21 protein-coding genes are annotated in these 20,536 nt (G+C 59.6%); 11 read left to right on the forward strand and 10 right to left on the reverse strand.

Annotation, left to right across the window (positions count from 1 at the left end):
* The first annotated feature begins 10 nt into the window (after positions 1-10).
* The 7 genes from mltB to BMS17_RS15655 all read left to right on the forward strand — a co-directional run bounded on the left by mltB (position 11) and on the right by BMS17_RS15655 (position 6,525).
* Positions 11-1,021 (forward strand): lytic murein transglycosylase B, encoded by a 1,011-nt coding sequence (gene mltB, locus BMS17_RS15625; RefSeq protein WP_046028723.1) that lies wholly within the window; start codon positions 11-13, stop codon positions 1,019-1,021.
* On the forward strand, positions 1,021-2,031 hold the full coding sequence (locus BMS17_RS15630; RefSeq protein WP_046028722.1) for a septal ring lytic transglycosylase RlpA family protein: 1,011 nt from the start codon (positions 1,021-1,023) through the stop codon (positions 2,029-2,031). Before mltB ends, BMS17_RS15630 begins: the two co-directional genes overlap by 1 nt.
* A 183-nt stretch (positions 2,032-2,214) precedes the next feature.
* Positions 2,215-3,372 (forward strand): D-alanyl-D-alanine carboxypeptidase family protein, encoded by a 1,158-nt coding sequence (locus BMS17_RS15635; protein ID WP_046028721.1) that lies wholly within the window; start codon positions 2,215-2,217, stop codon positions 3,370-3,372.
* An 83-nt stretch (positions 3,373-3,455) separates the two neighbouring features.
* Complete coding sequence (locus BMS17_RS15640; RefSeq protein WP_046028720.1) at positions 3,456-3,731, forward strand: DUF493 domain-containing protein; 276 nt, start codon at positions 3,456-3,458, stop codon at positions 3,729-3,731.
* Positions 3,731-4,378, forward strand: a complete 648-nt coding sequence (lipB, locus tag BMS17_RS15645) for a lipoyl(octanoyl) transferase LipB (RefSeq protein ID WP_046028719.1) — start codon at positions 3,731-3,733, stop codon at positions 4,376-4,378. The genes BMS17_RS15640 and lipB overlap by 1 nt, the downstream gene beginning before the upstream one ends.
* A 1-nt stretch (position 4,379) precedes the next feature.
* Positions 4,380-5,402 (forward strand): lipoyl synthase, encoded by a 1,023-nt coding sequence (gene lipA, locus BMS17_RS15650; protein ID WP_007946663.1) that lies wholly within the window; start codon positions 4,380-4,382, stop codon positions 5,400-5,402.
* 172 nt (positions 5,403-5,574) lie between these two features.
* Positions 5,575-6,525 (forward strand): LD-carboxypeptidase, encoded by a 951-nt coding sequence (locus BMS17_RS15655; protein ID WP_077431206.1) that lies wholly within the window; start codon positions 5,575-5,577, stop codon positions 6,523-6,525.
* Positions 6,526-6,645: 120 nt separating this feature from the next.
* Here the strand turns inward: BMS17_RS15655 and BMS17_RS15660 are convergent, their stop codons facing one another.
* From BMS17_RS15660 to leuS, 5 genes are all read right to left on the reverse strand, one after another.
* The gene (locus BMS17_RS15660; protein ID WP_077431207.1) at positions 6,646-7,968 is read right to left on the reverse strand and encodes a lytic murein transglycosylase; all 1,323 of its coding nucleotides are present in this window, start codon (positions 7,966-7,968) and stop codon (positions 6,646-6,648) included.
* Between the two features lie 61 nt (positions 7,969-8,029).
* Positions 8,030-8,194, reverse strand: coding sequence for an alternative ribosome rescue factor ArfA (gene arfA, locus BMS17_RS15665; RefSeq protein ID WP_003176285.1), 165 nt, complete (start codon positions 8,192-8,194; stop codon positions 8,030-8,032).
* Positions 8,195-8,442: 248 nt separating this feature from the next.
* Positions 8,443-9,480, reverse strand: a complete 1,038-nt coding sequence (holA, locus tag BMS17_RS15670) for a DNA polymerase III subunit delta (RefSeq protein ID WP_077431208.1) — start codon at positions 9,478-9,480, stop codon at positions 8,443-8,445.
* Positions 9,481-9,519: 39 nt separating this feature from the next.
* Positions 9,520-10,125, reverse strand: a complete 606-nt coding sequence (gene lptE, locus BMS17_RS15675; protein WP_046028715.1) for an LPS assembly lipoprotein LptE — start codon at positions 10,123-10,125, stop codon at positions 9,520-9,522.
* 88 nt (positions 10,126-10,213) lie between these two features.
* A complete protein-coding gene (leuS, locus tag BMS17_RS15680) occupies positions 10,214-12,820 on the reverse strand; it encodes a leucine--tRNA ligase (protein WP_046028714.1) in 2,607 nt (868 codons plus the stop codon).
* 280 nt (positions 12,821-13,100) lie between these two features.
* Here leuS and BMS17_RS15685 point away from each other — a divergent pair, with 280 nt between their 5' ends.
* Together BMS17_RS15685 and BMS17_RS15690 are read left to right on the forward strand one after the other, a co-directional pair.
* Entirely contained in the window at positions 13,101-13,421 is a 321-nt protein-coding gene (locus BMS17_RS15685) for a hypothetical protein (protein WP_046028713.1), read from the forward strand.
* 104 nt (positions 13,422-13,525) lie between these two features.
* Positions 13,526-14,287: a YdcF family protein gene (locus BMS17_RS15690; RefSeq protein WP_046028712.1), complete on the forward strand. Its 762-nt coding sequence runs from the start codon at positions 13,526-13,528 to the stop codon at positions 14,285-14,287.
* A 111-nt stretch (positions 14,288-14,398) separates the two neighbouring features.
* On the opposite strand, the gene lnt is transcribed toward BMS17_RS15690, so the two are convergent.
* From lnt to miaB, 5 genes are all read right to left on the reverse strand, one after another.
* Complete coding sequence (lnt, locus tag BMS17_RS15695) at positions 14,399-15,922, reverse strand: apolipoprotein N-acyltransferase (protein ID WP_046028711.1); 1,524 nt, start codon at positions 15,920-15,922, stop codon at positions 14,399-14,401.
* Between the two features lie 8 nt (positions 15,923-15,930).
* Positions 15,931-16,770 carry an HlyC/CorC family transporter gene (locus BMS17_RS15700; RefSeq protein WP_046028710.1) on the reverse strand — a complete coding sequence of 280 codons (840 nt, stop codon included), beginning with the start codon at positions 16,768-16,770 and terminating at the stop codon, positions 15,931-15,933.
* 5 nt (positions 16,771-16,775) lie between these two features.
* A complete protein-coding gene (gene ybeY / locus BMS17_RS15705; protein ID WP_046028709.1) occupies positions 16,776-17,270 on the reverse strand; it encodes an rRNA maturation RNase YbeY in 495 nt (164 codons plus the stop codon).
* On the reverse strand, positions 17,263-18,267 hold the full coding sequence (locus BMS17_RS15710; protein ID WP_046028708.1) for a PhoH family protein: 1,005 nt from the start codon (positions 18,265-18,267) through the stop codon (positions 17,263-17,265). Before BMS17_RS15710 ends, ybeY begins: the two co-directional genes overlap by 8 nt.
* A gap of 206 nt (positions 18,268-18,473) precedes the next feature.
* A complete protein-coding gene (miaB, locus tag BMS17_RS15715; RefSeq protein WP_046028874.1) occupies positions 18,474-19,802 on the reverse strand; it encodes a tRNA (N6-isopentenyl adenosine(37)-C2)-methylthiotransferase MiaB in 1,329 nt (442 codons plus the stop codon).
* Between the two features lie 134 nt (positions 19,803-19,936).
* Here miaB and BMS17_RS15720 point away from each other — a divergent pair, with 134 nt between their 5' ends.
* Together BMS17_RS15720 and BMS17_RS30940 are read left to right on the forward strand one after the other, a co-directional pair.
* The gene (locus BMS17_RS15720) at positions 19,937-20,266 is read left to right on the forward strand and encodes a DUF1820 family protein (protein WP_007894425.1); all 330 of its coding nucleotides are present in this window, start codon (positions 19,937-19,939) and stop codon (positions 20,264-20,266) included.
* Between the two features lie 100 nt (positions 20,267-20,366).
* Positions 20,367-20,536 (forward strand): transposase (locus BMS17_RS30940; RefSeq protein ID WP_139348140.1); only part of this gene is annotated, 170 nt, incomplete at its 3' end.

Genomic DNA, 20,536 nt, shown 5'->3' on the forward strand with positions numbered 1-20,536 from the left:
GAAGATTTCAATGCAAGTAATGCGTGGCTGGGCGACTCGATACGCGCCATGGGTCGGCCTGGTAAGCATCCTTGGCATAACGCAGGACGCGTTGGCCGGCGATTACGAAGGTTCACCCCAGGTGGCCGAATTCGTCGGTGAAATGACCCGCGACTACGGTTTCGCTGGCGAACAGCTGATGGGCGTGTTCCGCGAAGCCGAACGCAAGCAGTCGATCCTGGATGCGATCTCCAAGCCCGCCGAACGGGTCAAGCAATGGAACGAATACCGTCCAATGTTCATCACCGACGCGCGCATTGCCCGTGGTGTGGACTTCTGGCGTCAGCACGAAGCAGTGCTGGCGCGTGCCGAGCAGGAATATGGTGTGCCGGCCCAGGTGATTGTCTCGATCATCGGAGTTGAAACCTTTTTCGGCCGTAATACCGGTAATTACCGGGTGATCGACGCGTTATCGACATTGGGTTTCGACTATCCTCCCCGTGCCGAATTCTTCCGCAAGGAATTGCGTGAGTTCTTGCTGCTGGCCCGGGAAGAACAGGTCGATCCGTTGACCCTCAAAGGTTCCTACGCAGGCGCCATGGGCTTGCCGCAGTTCATGCCGAGCAGTTTTCGCGCGTATGCGGTGGATTTCGACGGTGATGGTCACATTAATATCTGGACCAATCCGGACGATGCCATTGGTAGCGTCGCCAGTTACTTCAAGCTTCACGGCTGGGTTGCCGGCGAACCGGTGGTCAGCCGCGCCGATGTACGAGGCGAGCAGGTGGACGAAGGTTTGACCACGGGCATCGAGCCGACTAAAACCGCAGGGGAGTTGCGGGCTCTAGGGTGGTCAAGTCATGATGCGCTGCGCGATGATATGCCGGTCACGGCTTTCCGCCTTGAAGGTGACAATGGCCCCGAGTACTGGATGGGCCTGAAGAATTTTTACGCAATCACGCGTTATAACCGCAGCGTGATGTACGCCATGGCCGTACATCAACTGTCTGAGCAACTGGTCCAAGCACGGGGCGTCAAGTAATGCGGGCATCGCCTATGGATAAACCCCTCAAGCTCATGGCTTTCGCCGCATTGGCGGTGTTGCTCGCCAGTTGCTCGACCAGTCGCGCACCGGCTCAAAAAACGTCGTCCACTGCCGTGCGCTCGACGCCGGGGCTGGACATCAATCGCGCCCACAAAGATGGCGCGCCGTGGTGGGATGTCGACGTATCGCGCATTCCGGATGCCACGCCGACCCTGCACACCGGCCCTTATAAGGCCAACCCCTATACGGTGCTGGGCAAGACCTATTTCCCGTTGCAAGAATCCAAGACATACGTCGCCTCGGGCACGGCGTCCTGGTATGGCACCAAGTTTCACGGCCAGAACACCGCCAATGGCGAGGTCTACGACCTGTACGGCATGAGTGCCGCACACAAGACATTGCCACTGCCGAGTTACGTTCGGGTGACCAACCTGGACAACAACAAGAGCGTGATCCTGCGGGTCAACGACCGTGGGCCGTTCTACTCGGACCGCATCATCGACTTGTCCTATGCCGCGGCCAAAAAGCTCGGTTATGCCGAGATCGGCACTGCGCGGGTCAAGGTCGAGGGCATCGACCCGCAACAGTGGTGGGCACAAAAGGGCCGTCCGGCGCCTTTGATGCTCAACGAACCTAAAGTCGCGCAAAATAGCGCCCCGGTGATTACGGCCTCGGCCGGCACCGTGGAGCAATGGACGCCACCGCCTCAGCAGCACGCCGCGGCCGTCGTGCCCGTTCAGCTTGATGCAAAAAAAAACGCTTCTGTACCAGCCTCTGGCCAGTATCTGCAGGTGGGCGCGTTCGCCAACCCGGACGCTGCAGAACTCCTGAGATCGAAGCTCAGCGGGATGGTGAGCGCCCCGGTGTTCATCAGCTCGATCGTGCGCAACCAACAGACACTGCATCGGGTGCGCCTGGGGCCGATCGGTTCTCCGGGTGAAATCCAGCAAGTGCAGAACAGTGTGCGCATGGCCAACCTCGGTTCGCCAAGTGTGGTAACAGAGTAAACGTAGGACTTGATTGACGGTTCATCTGCGGTTTTGGGGGGTGAACCAGGTTGTTGGCTCGATACAGAACAAAAGCCCGGCAAGGGTTACAGAGTGAGCAACTGAACACGCGATAACCCGTTAGAAGGTTATTTGATTAGTTTTGCCCCTGGGCAAGTTTCCATTAGCGATTTCGAGAGACGGATGAACATCACCACCTTTGCCAAACGCCTGTTCCTGCTAGTCCCGCTGCTTCTCTCACCTGCCGCTTTCGCGGTCGAGGTGATGCCGTCGCCACCACAACTGGCCGCCAAGGCCTATGTGCTCATGGATGCCAGCAGCGGCAACGTGCTGGTCGAGAACAACGGTGACCAGCGTCTGCCACCGGCCAGCCTGACCAAGCTGATGACCGCGTACATCGCGACCCTGGAAATCCGTCGTGGCCAGATCGGCGAAAACGACCCGGTGACCGTCAGCGAAAACGCCTGGCGTACCGGCGGTTCGCGGATGTTCATCAAGGTGGGTTCGCAGGTCACCGTCAGCGACCTGCTGCACGGCATCATCATTCAGTCGGGTAACGACGCCAGTGTTGCGCTCTCCGAGCACATCGCCGGCAGCGAAGACGCATTCGCTGACGTGATGAACAAAACCGTGGCCGACCTGGGCATGACCAACACCCACTTCATGAACCCGACCGGTCTGCCGAACCCTGAGCACTACTCGTCCGCTCACGACATGGCGGTGCTGGCTCGCGCAATCATTCACGAAGACCCGGCTCACTACGCGATCTACTCGCAGAAGGAGTTCTTCTGGAACGGCATCAAGCAACCTAACCGCAACCTGCTGCTGTGGCGCGACAAGACCGTCGACGGTCTGAAAACCGGCCACACCGATGAAGCCGGCTACTGCATGGTGTCTTCGGCCGTACGTGATGGCATGCGCCTGATCGCGGTGGTGTTCGGCACCAACAGCGAAGTGGCTCGTGCCGCCGAAACCCAGAAGCTGCTGACTTACGGTTTCCGCTTCTTCGAAACCCAGACCTTCTATCAGAAAGGCGCCGAGCTGGCTCAGGCTCCTGTCTGGAAAGGCGCGACCAATCAAGTCAAGGCCGGCCTGGCTGAAGACCTGACCATGACCCTGCCAAAAGGCCAGCTGAAAAAGCTTGCTGCCAGCATGACCATGAACCCGCAACTGGTTGCGCCAATCGCCAAGGGCGACGTGATCGGTAAAGTCGAAGTGAAACTGGACGACAAGGTGGTGCACAGCGCCGATCTGATCGCTCTGGACGCGGTCGAGGAGGGTGGTATCTTCCGCCGCATGTGGGATAGCATCCGTCTATTCTTCTACAGCATGTTCAACTGATAGTGTGCTCCTGCAAGGCCCCGTGCTGATCCGGCGCGGGGTTTTGCTGTCGCCACGGCTTACGCTTACGAGGCCGTTACGCCATGACCGATACCGAAGTAAAGGCACCAAAGATCGAATTTCCCCAAGTTGATTATCCGGTTAAGGTGATCTGCGATACGGGCGTCGGCAACAAAGACAAGATCATCGAAATCGTCAAGAAATACGCGACCATCAACGATGAGCGTGTCGATGAGCGTCAAAGCAGCAACGGCAAATACACCACCATTCAGTTGCACATCGTCGCGACCGACCAGGACCAGCTGTACAACATCAACAGCTATCTGCGGGCGACCGGCTTCGTGCACATGGTGCTGTGATGTCTGGCACGCTGGGCTTTCGTGAGCTCGGCCAGATGGCTTACGAGCCGGTCTGGCATGCCATGCAACGCTTCACCAACGAACGCGGTACCGATGCCGCCGACGAGATCTGGCTGGTCGAGCACCCGCCGGTGTTCACCCAGGGGCAGGCTGGCAAGGCCGAGCATCTGCTGCTTCCCGGGGATATTCCGGTGGTGCAGGTCGATAGGGGCGGTCAGGTGACCTATCACGGCCCTGGCCAACTGGTGGCCTATCTGCTACTGGACGTACGCAAGCTGGGGTTTGGCGTGCGTGACCTGGTCAGCCGCATGGAGCAATGCCTGATCGAGTTACTGGCCAGCTACGGCGTTACTGCCGCCGCCAAGCCGGACGCACCGGGTGTCTACGTCAACGGGGCGAAAATCGCATCTCTGGGTCTGCGGATCCGCCACGGTTGTTCCTTTCATGGCCTGGCCCTGAACGTGGACATGAACCTGGAACCGTTTCGACGGATTAATCCCTGCGGCTACGCCGGGCTGGCGATGACCCAGCTGAGCGATCACGCAGGATCGATTGAATTTGCCGAGGTAAGTGCCCGGCTGCGCGCGCAGCTCGTCAAACACCTCGACTATGCTGAGCAGACGACCCTAACGGGCGGAATCGACTGATATGACTACTGATGCAGTGCAAACCATGATCCCGACGCTTGATGTCACCGAGCGTCCGGCCCCGCGTGCCAAGGTTGAAGCCGGCGTCAAGCTGCGCGGCGCCGAGAAGGTTGCACGTATCCCGGTGAAGATCATTCCGACCACCGAACTGCCAAAGAAACCCGACTGGATTCGTGTACGCATCCCGGTTTCCCCGGAAGTCGACCGCATCAAGGCCCTGTTGCGTAAACACAAGCTGCACAGCGTGTGCGAAGAAGCGTCCTGCCCGAACCTGGGCGAGTGCTTCTCCGGCGGTACCGCGACGTTCATGATCATGGGCGACATCTGCACCCGTCGCTGCCCGTTCTGCGACGTCGGCCACGGCCGTCCGAAACCACTGGACGTGAACGAGCCGGAAAGCCTGGCCATCGCCATCGCCGACCTGAAACTCAAGTACGTGGTGATCACCTCGGTTGACCGCGACGACCTGCGTGACGGCGGTGCCCAGCACTTTGCCGACTGCATCCGCGAGATCCGCAAACTGTCGCCGAACGTGCAGCTCGAAACCCTGGTTCCGGACTACCGTGGCCGGATGGACGTGGCACTGGAAATCACTGCCGCCGAGCCACCGGATGTGTTCAACCACAACCTGGAAACCGTGCCGCGTTTGTACAAAGCAGCGCGTCCGGGTTCGGATTACCAGTGGTCGCTGACCCTGCTGCAGCGTTTCAAGCAAATGATGCCGCACATTCCAACCAAGTCCGGTTTGATGCTGGGCCTGGGCGAAACCGACGAAGAAGTCATCGAAGTCATGAAGCGCATGCGCGAGCACGACATCGACATGCTGACACTGGGTCAATACCTGCAACCGTCTCGCAGCCACTTGCCGGTGCAGCGTTTCGTGCACCCGGACACTTTCGCCTGGTTCGCCGAGGAAGGTTACAAGATGGGCTTCAAGAACGTCGCTTCCGGCCCGCTGGTACGTTCGTCGTACCACGCCGACGAGCAGGCGAAGCTGGTTAAAGCCGAGCTGATGTCGTCCTGATCGGCCGTTAAACATAAAGCGCCCGCAAGGTTTCAACGCCTTGCGGGCGTTTTTTTGCCTTGCCTGCGCCGGCCAGCGTTTTTTCTTGCACTCTGCGGGTGACGACCCCTCTTCTGTTTGTCCCCGTACCTGACTACTGTGTGCTGAAGTTTTCACGCAGGGAGATTCATGGATGACCATTCGACCGACCCATACGCTGTATCCGCATAAACCTGTTCCGGCGTTGCCGTCGCAAGGGCTGATCGGCGTCATTGCACCAGCAGGTCCCGCCGGGCTGGACACTGACAAAGCCATTGCCTGGATGCACGCTCGCGGTTATGCGTTGCGGGTGTATCCCGGGGTGTATGAAAAGGACGGTTACCTGGCCGGCAGTGACGAAGTGCGGCTCAATGATTTGCACGCGGCATTCGCCGACACCGAGGTCGACGCGATCATCTGCCTGCGGGGTGGTTACGGCACACCGCGTTTGCTCGACCGCATAGATTTCGAACTGCTGCAAAACAACGCCAAGCCGTTCATCGGCTACAGCGACATCACGGCGCTGCACGTGGCGATCAGCCGTTATGCCGGTTTCGTGACCTTTCATGGCCCGCTGCTCAATGCCGACCTGTTGGGCGACAAGCAAAAACCGACCGAGTCTTCGTTTTTCAACATGCTCCGTGGGCAGGTGAAGGCCGGCAGCGTGTTGGCTCATCCGGCGGCTTACCCGTTGACCACTATCGAGCCCGGCATCGCGCATGGGCGCTTGCTGGGAGGCAACCTGTCGATGATCTCCGCGACCATGGGCACGCCTTACGAGCTGGAGGCCGAGGGCGTCATCCTGTTGATCGAGGACATCAACGAGCCGCTGTATCGCATCGACCGGTTACTGACCCATCTGCGTCTGGCCGGAACGCTGGGCAAGCTGCGCGGGGTGCTGGTGGGAGATATCGCGGGGGTCGAGCCGGCGGCGCTGGAGCGGTTGCTCAAGCAGACGTTCGAGCCGTTGCGGATACCCGTGCTGGCCGGATGGCGCAGTGGGCATTGCGACCCGAATCTGACGCTGCCGATGGGGGCGTTGGTCAAGCTGGATGCGGGGAAAAAGGAGTTGGTGTTGGAGCAGGATGTGGTGGTCAGGCGCTAGAGTTTCGTCGCCTGATGGTCAGTCATCGCGAGCAAGCTCGCTCCCACAGGTTTTGTGTCGTTCACAAATCCAATGTGGGAGCGAGCTTGCTCGCGAAGGCGGCAGTCGCCATACGGCTGACTAGCGGTTACGCAGTCCTTCCAGCAACTTGTGCGTCGGATACCCATCCGCCGGCCAGCCAAACGACTGCTGTGCACTGCGGATCGCTTTGCGCGTATTGGCGCCGATAATGCCGTCCGGGGTGCCCGCGTCGTAGTTCTGGGCGCTCAACAGGCTTTGCAGTTCCATGCGCTCGGTGCGGCTCAATGGCAAGTCATCTTTGGGCCAGGTGCCGCTGATCAGCCCCGCACCATTGAAACGTTCGGACAACAGACTCACCGCCAACGCATAGGACGACGAGTTGTTGTACTTGAGGATCGCGCGGAAGTTGTCGAGCACCAGGAATGCCGGACCACGGTAGCCGGCCGGCAGTAGCAGGGCCGCGGAGAGGTGTTCCGAGCCTGGCGGGACCCGAGCGCCAGCGGGCATCGAAACTCCCAGTTGCAACCATTCGGCGACACTTTTGCGAATCGTGCCATCGGCCAGGACGTAGTTGAAACTGCCCGGCAGTTGCACTTCAAAGCCCCACGGCTGGCCTTTCTGCCAGCCGGAGCTTTGCAGGTAGTGCGCGGTCGAGGCCAGGGCGTCGGCGGAGCTGTTCCATATGTCACGGCGACCGTCACCATCGAAGTCGACAGCGTGGGTGTTGTAAGTCGTCGGGATGAATTGGGTCTGGCCCATGGCGCCGGCCCAGGAACCGAGCATCTTCTCGGGGGTGATGTCGCCCTGTTGCAGGATTTGCAGGGCGGCGATCAGTTGATCGTGGGCAAAGCCCGGGCGCCGGCCTTCGTACGCCAGGGTCGCAAGGGAGTTGATGACCGACTTGCTGCCCTGGAACTGACCGAAGTTACTCTCCATGCCCCACACCGACACGAGTGCCTGGCGGTCGACGCCATAACGCTGTTCGATGCTTTGCAGGATGGCCGCGTTTTCGCTGAGCAGCGCCTGGCCTTTACGTACTCGCAGGGGAGAAAGGGCGCCGTCGAGGTATTCCCACACCGGACGGGAAAATTCCGGTTGGCTGCGATCGGCACGGATCACGCTCGGGTCGAAGCTGACATCGGCAAAGGCGCGGTCGAACATATCGGCGCGGATACCGGCGGCCAGCGCGTCTTTGCGGAAACCCGCTTGCCATTCGGCGAACGTCTGGGTGGGCTGGATGTCGAGGTTTTCTCCGGCCGGGACCACGGGCGGAATGACCGCAGGGGCTGTCGCGACGGGAAGGGTTTGCAGCGGCTGGGCGTCGGCGGCGGTCGGCTTTTCCGCGCAGGCGACAAGCAAAATGAGGCTGGAGGCAGCGATCAGTTGGCGAACGGGCCAACGACGGGAAAGACTAAGGGGCATGCACAGGTCCAGAAGATACGAATCAGGTACAGACCTTAACATGTAGAAGGGGTGTTCTGCTTTAAGCAGCCAGAAAGTAAGAAGCCTCCCAGCTATTAGACTGGAAGGCTTCGCGGCGGTAGCTGCCTTTGCCCTTGCCGGCTCGTTCCTGACGGCTGCGGAACAGTGGCTGGGCGATGATGGATTTGGCCTTGTTGGGGCCATGCTTTGATGGCTTTTTGCTCATGATGATTTCTCGCTAGTGAGTGGGTTTTGCGGGGCAAATCATCGGCCGAAGTTGGGGTTCTGTCTAGTCCCCGGGACGTGTAGGATCTTTCGCTGATCACAGAACCTGTAGCAGCTGGCGAAGCCTGCGTTCGGCTGCGAAGCAGTCGTAAACTCTGAATCCACTATCGTCCTGAAGAAACTCATTACTTGATTTGGCGACTGCTGCGCAGCCGGACGCAGGCTTCGCCAGCTGCTACAAGGGCGTGTTTATTCGGCGGGTAAGGTCAGGCGTTGGCCGGCCATCAGCAGTGACAATCGACTGAGGCTCATCCATGGCGAACCCGCTGCTTGGCCTTTGATTTGCGCATCGATGCGCTGGGCCTCCAGCAGCAGCTGCGCCCAGCGTTGCGCCGAATAACGTTGCAGGGCCTTGCTCATCAGCGGTTTGCGTTTGTCCCAGATGGGAGGTCGAGCCTGGCTGAAGGCTTTGTCCAGTGGCACACCCTGGCTGTATTGCAGTGACAGGTTGGCCAGCAGGCGCAGTTCCCGGGCCAGCGCCCAGAGAATCACCGGAGGTTCGACACCCTCACCGCGCAGCCCTTCGAGCATGCGCAAGGCGTGGGCCGCTTCGCCGTTGAGGATCGCGTCGGTCAGGCCGAATACGTCGAACCGCGCACTGTCGGCCACGGCAGCCTGTACGGTTTCGACGGTAATTTGCCCACCTTCGGCCATCAATTTCAGCTTTTCGATTTCCTGCGCGGCGGCAAGCAGGTTGCCCTCGACGCGCGCGGCAATCAATTCGACTGCGTCCTGGCTGGCCGACAACCCGGCCTGAGACAGGCGCTGGCGGATCCAGCTCGGCAACTGATTGGCATCCACCGGCCAGATTTGCACGAACTGCGTGTGCTGGCCTTCGATCAGCGCCTTGCCCCACTTGGTCTTCTGAGCACTGCCATCGAGCTTGGGCAGGCTGATCAGCAAAATGGTGTCTTCGGCCGGGCGAGAGCAGTACTCGATGAACGCGGCGGCGCCCTTGTCGCCGGGTTTTCCGGAGGGCAGGCGCAGTTCCAGCAAACGTTTTTCGGCAAACAGCGACATGCTTGCACCGGCTTGCAACAACGTACCCCAGTCGAAACTGGCGTCGGCGGCAAAGACCTGACGTTCGTCAAAGCCTTGCTGGCGGGCGGCTGCACGAATGGCGTCGGCAGCCTCCTGACACAGGAGCGGGTCATCGCCGCTGATGATGTAGACCGGCGCGAGGGCACCTTGCAGGTGTTTACCGAGTTGGGCGGGGGCAAGTTTCATAAGAGAGTGCGAACGGGGCGCCGGAGCGCCCCGTAAGTCTTACTGTTTCGGGATGTCGATTGGCGACTGACGCGGAGTTTCCGCTTCAGCCTTCTGTGCGGCTTCCAGTGCCTGTGCTTCGGCCTTGGCCCTGGCTTCGGCAGTCTGTTGCAACTGATCCAGCTGGGTTGGCGAGATCTGTTGCAGGCGCAGCATCATGCGTTGAATCAGTTCTCGGCGGGTATCTACACGGGCTGAGGCGGCTTCCTGATCGGAACCCACCAGGTTGTTGCCGTCGTGCAAAAAGATCTTTTGCACCTGGATTTTGTCGCTCAGCAGTGACAGGTCATGTGCGCCACGAATGTCGTAGTTCAGGACGGTGGTTATTTCATACTCGCCAGTACGGCCGGCACCTGCGTAGCTGAGAATGCGCTGGCTTTCCTGCTCGTCGGTCAGCACCAGTTTGTAAGGCGCGCCGGTGAAGACTTTGACCCCGCTGCTTTCCAGCATCTGACGCAGTTGCACCACGGTTGGGCCGTAGGCATTGCGGGCGCTCACGTCGAGCTCCTTGATCGCCAGTTCGGTGGTGCCGGTGCCGCGCAGCTGAAAACCGCAGGCGCTCAACAGGACCGCAAGGCCCATCACCAGCAGATTGCGTTTGATCATTTTGTTGCTCCCCTTGAAACCATGTGGGCCGGTCAAACGGCCCGAAAGGTTTTACTCGGCGTCGGGCTTGGCCCGGCGCCTGTTCCAATTAGCTGGCGACGATATTGACCAGTTTCCCGGGCACGACGATCACTTTGCGAATAGTCAGGCCGTCGACAAAACGCAGCACGTTTTCATTGGCCCGTGCAGCGGCTTCGACGTCTTCGCGGCTGGCGCTGGCCGGCATTTCGATGTGGCCGCGCAGCTTGCCGTTGACCTGAATCACCAGTTGCAAGCTGTCTTGTACCAACGCGCTGTCATCCACCACCGGCCAACCGGCGTCGATCACAGGGGCAGCGTGGCCCAGTTGACTCCACAGCTCGTGGCTGATGTGCGGCGTGATTGGAGCCAGCAGCAGCGTCACGGTTTCCAGACCTTCGTGAATCAGTGCGCGATCCTGTTCGGTGGTTTGTGCAGCCTTTTCCAGCACGTTCATCAGCGTCATCACTTGGGCGATGGCGGTGTTGAATTTGTGATTCTGGCCGACGTCCTGGCTCGCTTGCTTGATAGCCAGGTGGATCGAGCGGCGAACGGCTTTCTGCTCGTCGTTCAGGCCGGCGATGTCCAGCTTGCCCGGCAGGCCCTGAGTGACGTGCGCTTGAGCCAGGCGCCAGACGCGCTTGAGGAATCGGTGCGAGCCTTCGACGCCGGAGTCAGACCATTCCGCACTCATGTCGGGTGGCGAGGCGAACATCATGAACAGGCGGCAGGTATCTGCGCCGAACTGGTCGATCATCGACTGTGGGTCGACGCCGTTGTTCTTCGACTTGGCCATCTTCTCGGTGCCGCCGATTTCCACCGGGAAGCCGTCAGCTTTCAACTTGGCGCTGATAACCTTGGCCTTGCTGTCACGCTCAAGTTCGACGTCCGCCGGGTTGAACCAGGTGTAAGCGCCGTTGGCTTCGCGACGATAGTAAGTCTCGGCGATCACCATGCCCTGGGTCAGCAGGTTCTTGAACGGCTCGTTGGAGCTCACCAGGCCTTCGTCGCGCATCAGCTTGTGGAAGAAGCGTGCGTAGAGCAGGTGAAGAATCGCGTGTTCTATACCGCCGATGTACTGATCCACCGGCAGCCAGTGGTCAGCCGCGGTTTTTTCTACCAGGCCACCTTCATAGTGTGGCGAGGCGTAGCGGGCGTAGTACCACGAAGACTCGACGAAGGTGTCCATGGTGTCGGTCTCACGCTTGGCAGGCTGGCCGCATTTCGGGCAGCTGCACTCGTAGAACTCGGGCATGCGCGCCAGTGGCGAACCTGCGCCGTCCGGCACGACGTCTTCCGGCAGTACTACAGGCAACTGGTCTTCCGGAACCGGCACATCACCACAGCTGTTGCAGTGGATGATCGGGATCGGGCAGCCCCAGTAGCGCTGGCGGCTGATGCCCCAGTCGCGCAGGCGGAACTGAGTGCGCGAGGCGCCGAGGCTTTTCTTGATCAGCGCCACTTCGATGGCATCGAAGGCGCCTGCGAAGTCCAGACCGTCGAACTCACCGGAGTTGATCAGCGTGCCGTGCTCGCCATAGGCGTCTTGCCATGGGGCAGGGTGGGTGTCGCCAGAGCTTGTGCGCACCACGGACTTGATCGGCAGGTTGTACTTGGTAGCGAACTCGAAATCACGTTCGTCGTGGGCCGGCACAGCCATGACCGCGCCATCGCCGTAATGCATCAACACATAGTTGGCGACCCACACCGGCAGTTTTTCACCGGTCAGCGGGTGCTCGACGAAAAGCGAGGTCGGCAGGCCTTTTTTCTCTTGAGTGGCGACGTCGGCTTCAGCCACGCTGCCGCCCTTGCATTCAGCGATGAACGCTTGCAGCTCAGGGTTGTTCTGTGCGGCCAGGGTCGCCAGGTGGTGTTCGGCAGCCACGGCAACGTAAGTCGCGCCCATCAGGGTGTCCGGACGGGTGGTGAAGACTTTCAGCGCGCCGGTTTCACCGATGGAATCGACGTTGTACGGGAACTGCACTTCCATGCCGCGCGATTTGCCGATCCAGTTGCGCTGCATGGTCTTGACCTGTTCAGGCCAGCCCGGAAGGTCGTCGAGGCTTTCCAGCAGCTCATCCGCGTAAGCGGTGATCTTGAAGTAGTACATCGGGATTTCGCGCTTTTCGATCAGCGCGCCGGAACGCCAGCCGCGACCGTCGATCACCTGCTCGTTGGCCAGAACGGTCTGGTCGACCGGGTCCCAGTTCACGGTGCCGCTTTTCTTGTAAATCACGCCTTTTTCGAACAGACGAGTGAACAGCCATTGTTCCCAGCGGTAGTAATCAGGCTTGCAGGTGGTCACTTCGCGCGACCAGTCCACTGCCAGGCCCAGGCTGCGCAGCTGGTTTTTCATGTAGGCGATGTTTTCGTAGGTCCACTTGGCGGGCGCTACGTTGTTCTTCATCGCGGCGTTTTCCGCCGGCATGCCGAAGGCGTCCCAACCCATGGGTTGCAGAACGTTTTTGCCTTGCATGCGCTGGTAGCGGGAGATCACGTCGCCGATGGTGTAGTTGCGCACGTGCCCCATGTGTAGTTTGCCGCTGGGGTAAGGGAACATCGACAGGCAGTAGAAAGTCTCCTTGCCTGGCTGTTCACTGACTTCAAAGGACTTTTGCTCGTCCCAGAATGACTGGGCGGCGGCTTCGATTTCACGGGGCTGATATTGTTCGTGCATGGCTACTTTTGAACTGAATAGGGGTGGCCTAATCCTCTTCAATGCAACGCTGGACGGTGAACACGCCAAATCGGCGTTTCGGTGCCCAGACGAGCTGGAAGTGGAGTTACAGGAAGCGCCGTAGCATACATGACCGCGCTCTACCGAGGGAAACCCTGATTACTGCCGTGCGTCCTTCAAAAACAGCTGCGAGGGCCGTTGGTCGCGGCGTTCAGCCGGTTTGTCCATGGAAGCTAAGCTCTAAATGGGGAGTAGGTCTTATCTTCCAATGAGGTGAGGGATGGTTGAGTCACAGCAAAAAGTCACAAAACCGGAGTTGTACGAACGACTGATCGATCGTCTGGGAATGGCCCTGGACGCTGCAAAAACTGCTGGCCGGCTGCGCGATGAGCGTCCCTTGGAGCTGGAATTGCGCGGCCTTAGCCCCGCAGAGTTTGAATTGGTCAAAGCCTATCTGGATCGCAGTGAACGTGAAACACACGGATGCTTGTCAGCAGCAGTGAAGCAACTCGACGCACCACGTTCGGCCAAAATCATCTGGCTCAAGGATAAAGTCCCGGGCAAGGACGCGGTAAAGGCCCGGTCCCTGCAATTCAAGTAACGGCTCCACGCCATGAAACGTGGTTTTTTAAAGCATAGTCTTCGCGCATTTCTTGTCGCATTGCGTCAACCCACTTAGGCTTCGGGCATCTCAGGAGATGCTCGATGCCTTTTCGTTATTTTGTGAAACAACTTTTGTTGCCTCCCGGCATTCTTTTGCTGTTGCTGGTTCTTGCGTGGTGGTTGCGCCGCTCAAGGCCAAGGCTTGCGGCTGCCTGCTTCGTATTGGGGGCCGGCGGCTTCTGGCTGATGAGCTTGCCGGTGATGGTGGAGTGGAGTGCCAGGGCGCTGGAGCGAAACCCACCGTTGGCGTTCGACGAATGGGCGACCCTGGCGCAGCGCGCGGACGCGATTGTGGTGTTGGGCTCTGGACGTGAACGTGGCGATATTGCCTGGGGGACCGACCAGCCAACCGGCATTGGCCTCGAGCGTGAGCGTTATGCCGCGCGGCTGGCCAAGGCGTCCGGCTTGCCGATTCTGACCAGTGGTGGCCTGCACTACGGTACGCCGCCGACTGAAGCGAAGTTGATGGCGGACTCGCTGCTGGATGATTTCGGCGTGACGGTACGCTGGCAGGAAGGACGCAGCCGCACGACGTGGGAGAACGCGCAGTTCAGTGCCGAGGTGTTATTGCCCCAAGGGATCAAGCGGGTGGTGGTCGTGACTCATGCCTGGCACATGCCGCGATCTGTCTGGAGTTTCCAGAAGGCAGGATTTGAAGTGGTGCCCGCGCCGGTGGGCTTTTTAGGCGTGGACAATGCGCGACCGCTGGGTGGCTGGATGCCGGAATTCAAGTCGATCTGGCAATCCGGTCAATTGCTGAACGAGGCGGTGGGGCAGGTCGGGTATTCGATGTTCTACCGCTGAAGATCAAAAGATCGCAGCCTCGTTTCACTCGACAGCTCCTACAGGGGATTGCGTACTCTGTAGGAGCTGTCGAGTGAAACGAGGCTGCGAATTTTTCAGGCGCCGCAATACTTAAACGGTTTTCGCCATCCGGCTGGCAACCAGCGCCCAGCCAAACAACAGCACGCAAACAATGATCAGCGGCCACGAGCGCCATTGCAGGTAAGGCGTCAGGTTGTGCATCGGCACGACTTCGCCGTACAGGATGCCGCGTTCGAACTGCGGGATCTGCGCAGTAATCTGGCCAAACGGGTTGATCAGGCCGGACACGCCATTGTTGGTGGCGCGGATCATCCAGCGGCCCGCCTCAAGCGCGCGCATCTGCGCCATCTGCAAATGTTGCAGCGGGCCGATGGAGGTGCCGAACCAGGTGTCATTGCTGATGGTCAGCAACAAATCGCTGCGAGCCGCGAGGCTGGCGGCGAATTCCGGGTAGACCACTTCGTAGCAGATGAACGGCGCAATCTGATAACCCTTGGCCTGCAGCATCGGCTGATCGGAGGGGCCTCGGGCGAAATCGGACATAGGCAGGTCGAAGAACGCGATCAGCCCGCGCAGCACATCCTGCAACGGCACGTATTCGCCGAACGGCACCAGTTTTTGCTTGAGGTAGGTGCCATCACCTTCGCCAACCACGGTGATGCCGTTGAAGAAGCGCTTCTCATGGCGTACTTCCATGCGCACCGGTACTCCGGTAATCAGCGCGGATTTACGATCGGCGGCGAAACTGCCCATCATGTTCAGGTAGCCTTCGGCGGATGACTTGAGCACCGGAACGGCGGTTTCCGGCCAGATCAGCAGGTCGACGCGTTTGGAGGTAAAGCTCATGTCACGGTACAGCTCCAGTTGCGCGTTAAGCTGCGCCGGGTCCCACTTCATGCTTTGTTCGATATTGCCTTGAATCGCCGCAACGCTCAGCGCCGGACCGGATGGGCTGGTCCAGGCGTGACCTTTGAGCGCAATGCCGACAGCCCAAGGGCCGATCAACAGCAACACACCGGCTGCGATGAAGCCTTTGCGACCCGTCTTGATCAGGCGCGAGGCGTTGTAAATCAGTGCCGCCGTCAACGCAAGGGTGAACGACACCAGCCACATCCCGCCCAGTGGCGCGAGCCCGGCCAACGGGCCATTGAGCTGGCTGTAACCGGAGTAAAGCCACGGGAAACCGGTGAGGAACCAGCCGCGAAACGCTTCCTGACCGACCCACAACGCCGCAAAGGCCAAGGCATCGGCCAGCGGCGCTTCGTTGCGACGCAGCCAGCGCGCCCAGATCCAGGCAGGCAGGGCAAAGAACCAGGCAATCGCCGCGGTGAACGCCAGCATCAGCAAGCCGGCCAGCAATACCGAAGCGCCGCCGAAGTTGTGAATGCTGTAGTAGATCCAGCTGGTACCGGCGCCAAACAGGCCGAAACCGAAACACCAGCCACGGCCCAGCGCCTGACGAGGGTTCAGTTCCCGTAAACCGGCATAGAAGAAACCGACTGCCAGCAACGCCAATGGCCAGATGTCGAACGGCGCCAGCGCCAGGGTGGTGAGTGCACCGGCCGCCACGGCCAGCAGGTTACCGGGCCAGCCGGGGCGGGTTACGCGGAGCATGTCAGTCCTTAACGGGCAATTGGAGTCAGGCGCAGCAAGTGAATTCGACGGCTGTCGGCGTTCAGGATGCGGAAACGATAAGGGCCGATTTCAGTGATTTCGTTGCGCTTTGGCAAGTGCCCGAACGCGCTCATCACCAAACCACCGACGGTATCAAACTCATCGTCGGAGAATTCACTGTCGAAGAACTCGTTGAAGTTCTCGATCGGTGTCAGGGCCTTGATCAGGAAGTCACCGCTGGGCAGCGGCTTGATGTAGCTGTCTTCTTCGACGTCGTGCTCGTCCTCGATGTCGCCGACAATTTGCTCCAGCACGTCTTCGATGGTCACCAGGCCAGCCACACCGCCGTATTCGTCGATGACGATGGCCATGTGGTTGTGGTTGGCACGAAACTCACGCAGCAGCACGTTAAGGCGCTTGGACTCGGGCACGAAGGTGGCCGGGCGCAGCAGGTCCTTGATGTTGAAGCTGTCGCCGTTCTCCCTGAGGATCAATGGCAGCAAGTCCTTGGCCAGCAGCACGCCCATCACGTCATCGTGGCTTTCGCCGATCACCGGGTAGCGGGAGTGGGCCGAGTCAACCACGGCAGGCAGGAACTCGCGAGGTGTCTGGGTCGCCTTGATGCTGACCATTTGCGAGCGCGGGACCATGATGTCCCGTACTTGCAGGTCCGCAACCTGGATGGCGCCTTCGACGATGGCCAGCGCTTCGCTGTCCAGCAACTTGTTCTGGTGTGCATCGCGCAGGAGCTCCAGCAGCTCCTGACGGTTTTTCGGCTCGTGGGCAAAAGCCTGGGTGAGCTTACCCAGCCAAGACTTCTGCCCGTTGCTCGATCGATCTTCGCTCATAGCGATTACTCTGAATCCTTTGTTGTAACGATAGGGGATGTTTCGGTTTCGTCGTCCGCATAAGGGTCGGGATAGCCCAACTCTGCAAGCAACGTTCGTTCCAGTGCTTCCATTTCTTCGGCTTCGTCGTCATCTATATGGTCGTAACCCAGCAGATGCAAGCAGCCGTGAATGACCAGATGTGCCCAATGGGCCTTGAGTGCCTTGCCTTGCTCGGCGGCTTCGCGCTCGACCACGGCCACGCAGATCACCAGATCGCCCAGCAACGGGATGTCCAGAAACTCGTCGGGCACATCGGCGGGGAACGACAGCACGTTGGTGGCGTAATCCTTTTGCCGCCAGGTGTGATTCAGTTCGCGGCCTTCTTCTTCATCGACCAGGCGAATGGTCATTTCCGAATCGGCAGTGCGCTGGCGCAGGGCCAGTTCGCACCATTGGCGGAACTCGGCTTCGCTGGGGGTGGACGCTTGTGTCGCTAGTTGCAGATCAAGCTCAAGCATCGCGGCGGTTGTCCTTCGGGGCTTCTTCGGTCACGCGATTTTCGAAGCGCTCGTAGGCTTCGACGATGCGCTGCACCAGTGGATGGCGCACAACGTCCTTGGGCATGAAATGGGTGAAGCTGATGCCCGGCACGTCTTTGAGCACCTCGATCACATGGTGCAGCCCGGACTTGGTGCCTTTCGGCAAGTCGACCTGGGTGATGTCGCCGGTGATGACCGCGGTGGACCCAAAGCCGATACGGGTCAGGAACATCTTCATCTGCTCGACGGTGGTGTTCTGGCTTTCGTCGAGGATGATGAAACTGTTGTTCAGCGTGCGACCGCGCATGTAAGCCAGCGGCGCAACTTCGATGACCTGGCGTTCGATCAGCTTGGCGACGTGTTCGAAGCCGAGCATTTCGTAGAGCGCGTCATAGAGCGGGCGCAGGTACGGGTCGATCTTCTGCGACAAGTCGCCGGGCAGGAAGCCAAGCTTTTCGCCCGCTTCAACCGCCGGGCGCACCAGCAGGATGCGGCGAATCTGTTCACGCTCCAGCGCGTCTACCGCGCAGGCAACGGCCAGGTAGGTCTTGCCGGTACCGGCAGGGCCAATGCCGAAATTGATGTCGTTACCGAGAATTTCCTTCACATAGCGCACTTGATTCAAGCCACGAGGGCGAATCATGCCTTTTTTGGTGCGCAGTGCGACGGAGGGTTCGGCAGGGGAGTGGTTATCCAGCTCTTCGACGGCCGATTCCTGCAGGAACAGGTGAACCATGTCCGGCGACAGCTCGGTACCTTTGGTTTCTCGGTACAGGCGGCGCAGGAGGTTTTCCGCGGAGGTGGTGTGTTTGGGCTCGCCGATCAATTCGAACTGGTTTCCGCGATTGCGGATCTCGATGGTCAGGCGCTGTTCGATCAAGCGCAAATGCTCGTCGAATTGCCCGCACAGATTGGCGAAGCGGCGAGCCTCAAAGGGCTCGAGGATGAAACGATGCGGTTCTATGGGTGCGTTCAAGGTCGTATTTAGCCGCCCTGGGGCAATTAAGATGAAATCAAGGATAACGCCAGTGGCCTGGGTGCGAAAGCTCTTAAATATCCCATTTTCAAACACCGCCCCGTAGGAGCAAAGCTTGCTCGCGATGGCTGTCTGGCATTCAACCTTTAAGTTGTCTGACTTGGCGCCATCGCGAGCAAGCTCGGCTCCTACAGGGATGTGTGGTGTTATTGAATGAGAGAGCCCCGCAGCGAGTGCGGTTGTGCGGCGTCAATGTGCACGTCGGCGAACTGTCCGATCAGCGTTGGATTGTCGCAGCGGAAGTTGACGATACGGTTATTCTCGGTCCGGCCTTGCAGCTCGCCGGGGTCTTTTTTCGAATAGTCGGTGACCAGAATCCGCTGGACCGAACCGACCATTTGTCGGCTGATCTCGAAACCTTGCTGGTTCAGGCGATGTTGCAGGGCATTCAGTCGCTCTTTTTTCAGCTCTTCCGGCGTCTCGTCGGCCAGGTCGGCCGCAGGGGTGCCCGGGCGCTGGCTGTAGACGAACGAGTAGGAAAAGTCGAAGCCGACGTCTTCGATCAGCTTCATCGTTTGTTCGAAGTCTTTCTCGGTTTCGCCCGGGAAGCCGACGATGAAGTCCGAACTGATGCAAATGCCCGGCACGGCGGCCCGCAGCTTGCGCAGTTTGGATTTGTATTCCAGCGCGGTGTGGTTGCGCTTCATCGCCGAGAGAATCCGGTCCGAACCCGACTGCACCGGCAGGTGCAGGTGTTTGACCAGTTCCGGCACATCGGCGTGGGCCTGGATCAGGCTGTCGGAGAACTCCAGCGGGTGCGACGTGGTGTAGCGAATCCGGTCGATGCCATCGACTGCGGCCACGACACGAATCAGCTCGGCCAGATCGGCGAGGCGACCGTCATGCGTGGTGCCGCGATAACCGTTGACGTTCTGACCCAGCAGCGTCACTTCGCGTACGCCGTTTTCGGCCAGGTGGATGATCTCGGCAATCACGTCGTCGAACGGGCGGCTGACTTCTTCACCGCGGGTGTACGGCACCACGCAGAACGTGCAGTACTTGCTGCAGCCTTCCATCACCGAGACATAGGCACTCGGGCCGTCGATGCGCGGCTCGGGCAAATGGTCGAATTTTTCGATTTCCGGGAACGAGACGTCGACTTGCGGCAGTTTGGTGGCGCGAGCAGCGTCGATCATTTCCGGCAGGCGGTGCAGGGTTTGCGGGCCGAACACCACGTCGACGTACGGGGCACGATCGCGGATGGCAGCGCCTTCCTGACTGGCCACGCAACCGCCGACGGCGATCACCATTTCAGGGTTGGCGAGTTTCAGTTCACGCCAGCGGCCGAGCTGGGAGTACACCCGGTCCTGGGCGCGTTCGCGAATGGAGCAGGTGTTGAGCAGGATCACGTCGGCATCTTCAGCGCGAGCAGTGACTTCCAGGGCCTGGTGTTCACCCAGCAAGTCGACCATGCGCGAGCTGTCGTACTCGTTCATCTGGCAACCGTGGGTTTCGATGTAAAGCTTCTTGGCCATGGATACAGTCATCACGTGATTCAAAGAACCGCGCATTATAGGGAACATGTCCCAAGGTTCCTACCGTTGTGCGTCCGGTGGCTATGCTATAGTTCGCGCCCTCATTTTTATCCCCGATGTGTTGCCCGCCCGCCATGACCAAACGTGAAGCCCCAATCTACAAGGTGATTTTCCTCAACCAGGGCCAGGTGTACGAAATGTATGCCAAGCAGATCTACCAAAGTGATCTGTGGGGGTTTCTGGAAGTGGAAGAGTTCGTCTTTGGCGAGCGCACGCAAGTGGTCGTCGATCCGAGCGAAGAGAAGCTCAAGGCTCAGTTTGAAGGCGTTGTGCGCAGCTTTGTGCCGATGCATTCGATTGTGCGCATCGATGAGGTAGAGCGTCTGGGTACGCCGAAAATCAGCGAAGCCCGTGGCGCGGTCGGCAATGTCATGCCGTTTCCGATGCCGATGCCTGAGAAGTAGACTTCAAGACCGAGTTGCTCCCATCGCGGGCAAGCTGAACTGGCCTAATAATTTCGGACACCTCTTAAGGGCGATATGATTTCGCCAACTTGGAGGCTCCATGAACGAAAGAAAGGTCTATACGCGCGAGTTCAAGCTTCATGCTGCCAGCATGGTGCTTGATGATAACTGCCCGGTTTCAGATGTTTGTGCATCGCTGGATATCGGGCCCACCGCTTTACGGCGCTGGGTCGATCAGGTTCGTAAGGAACGTGAAGGGCAGCCAGTCAA

It is taken from the genome of Pseudomonas sp. C9, from assembly GCF_002000165.1.
Classification (GTDB): Bacteria; Pseudomonadota; Gammaproteobacteria; order Pseudomonadales; family Pseudomonadaceae; genus Aquipseudomonas.

Excerpts from the sequence above, each read along its gene's own strand:
- mltB (WP_046028723.1), top strand. The coding sequence starts at position 11 with ATGCAAGTAATGCGTGGCTGGGCGACTCGATACGCGCCATGGGTCGGC.
- BMS17_RS15630 (WP_046028722.1), top strand. The coding sequence starts at position 1,021 with ATGCGGGCATCGCCTATGGATAAACCCCTCAAGCTCATGGCTTTCGCC.
- BMS17_RS15635 (WP_046028721.1), top strand. The coding sequence starts at position 2,215 with ATGAACATCACCACCTTTGCCAAACGCCTGTTCCTGCTAGTCCCGCTG.
- BMS17_RS15640 (WP_046028720.1), top strand. The coding sequence starts at position 3,456 with ATGACCGATACCGAAGTAAAGGCACCAAAGATCGAATTTCCCCAAGTT.
- lipB (WP_046028719.1), top strand. The coding sequence starts at position 3,731 with ATGTCTGGCACGCTGGGCTTTCGTGAGCTCGGCCAGATGGCTTACGAG.
- lipA (WP_007946663.1), top strand. The coding sequence starts at position 4,380 with ATGACTACTGATGCAGTGCAAACCATGATCCCGACGCTTGATGTCACC.
- BMS17_RS15655 (WP_077431206.1), top strand. The coding sequence starts at position 5,575 with ATGACCATTCGACCGACCCATACGCTGTATCCGCATAAACCTGTTCCG.
- BMS17_RS15660 (WP_077431207.1), bottom strand. The coding sequence starts at position 7,968 with ATGCCCCTTAGTCTTTCCCGTCGTTGGCCCGTTCGCCAACTGATCGCT.
- arfA (WP_003176285.1), bottom strand. The coding sequence starts at position 8,194 with ATGAGCAAAAAGCCATCAAAGCATGGCCCCAACAAGGCCAAATCCATC.
- holA (WP_077431208.1), bottom strand. The coding sequence starts at position 9,480 with ATGAAACTTGCCCCCGCCCAACTCGGTAAACACCTGCAAGGTGCCCTC.
- lptE (WP_046028715.1), bottom strand. The coding sequence starts at position 10,125 with ATGATCAAACGCAATCTGCTGGTGATGGGCCTTGCGGTCCTGTTGAGC.
- leuS (WP_046028714.1), bottom strand. The coding sequence starts at position 12,820 with ATGCACGAACAATATCAGCCCCGTGAAATCGAAGCCGCCGCCCAGTCA.
- BMS17_RS15685 (WP_046028713.1), top strand. The coding sequence starts at position 13,101 with ATGGTTGAGTCACAGCAAAAAGTCACAAAACCGGAGTTGTACGAACGA.
- BMS17_RS15690 (WP_046028712.1), top strand. The coding sequence starts at position 13,526 with ATGCCTTTTCGTTATTTTGTGAAACAACTTTTGTTGCCTCCCGGCATT.
- lnt (WP_046028711.1), bottom strand. The coding sequence starts at position 15,922 with ATGCTCCGCGTAACCCGCCCCGGCTGGCCCGGTAACCTGCTGGCCGTG.
- BMS17_RS15700 (WP_046028710.1), bottom strand. The coding sequence starts at position 16,770 with ATGAGCGAAGATCGATCGAGCAACGGGCAGAAGTCTTGGCTGGGTAAG.
- ybeY (WP_046028709.1), bottom strand. The coding sequence starts at position 17,270 with ATGCTTGAGCTTGATCTGCAACTAGCGACACAAGCGTCCACCCCCAGC.
- miaB (WP_046028874.1), bottom strand. The coding sequence starts at position 19,802 with ATGGCCAAGAAGCTTTACATCGAAACCCACGGTTGCCAGATGAACGAG.
- BMS17_RS15720 (WP_007894425.1), top strand. The coding sequence starts at position 19,937 with ATGACCAAACGTGAAGCCCCAATCTACAAGGTGATTTTCCTCAACCAG.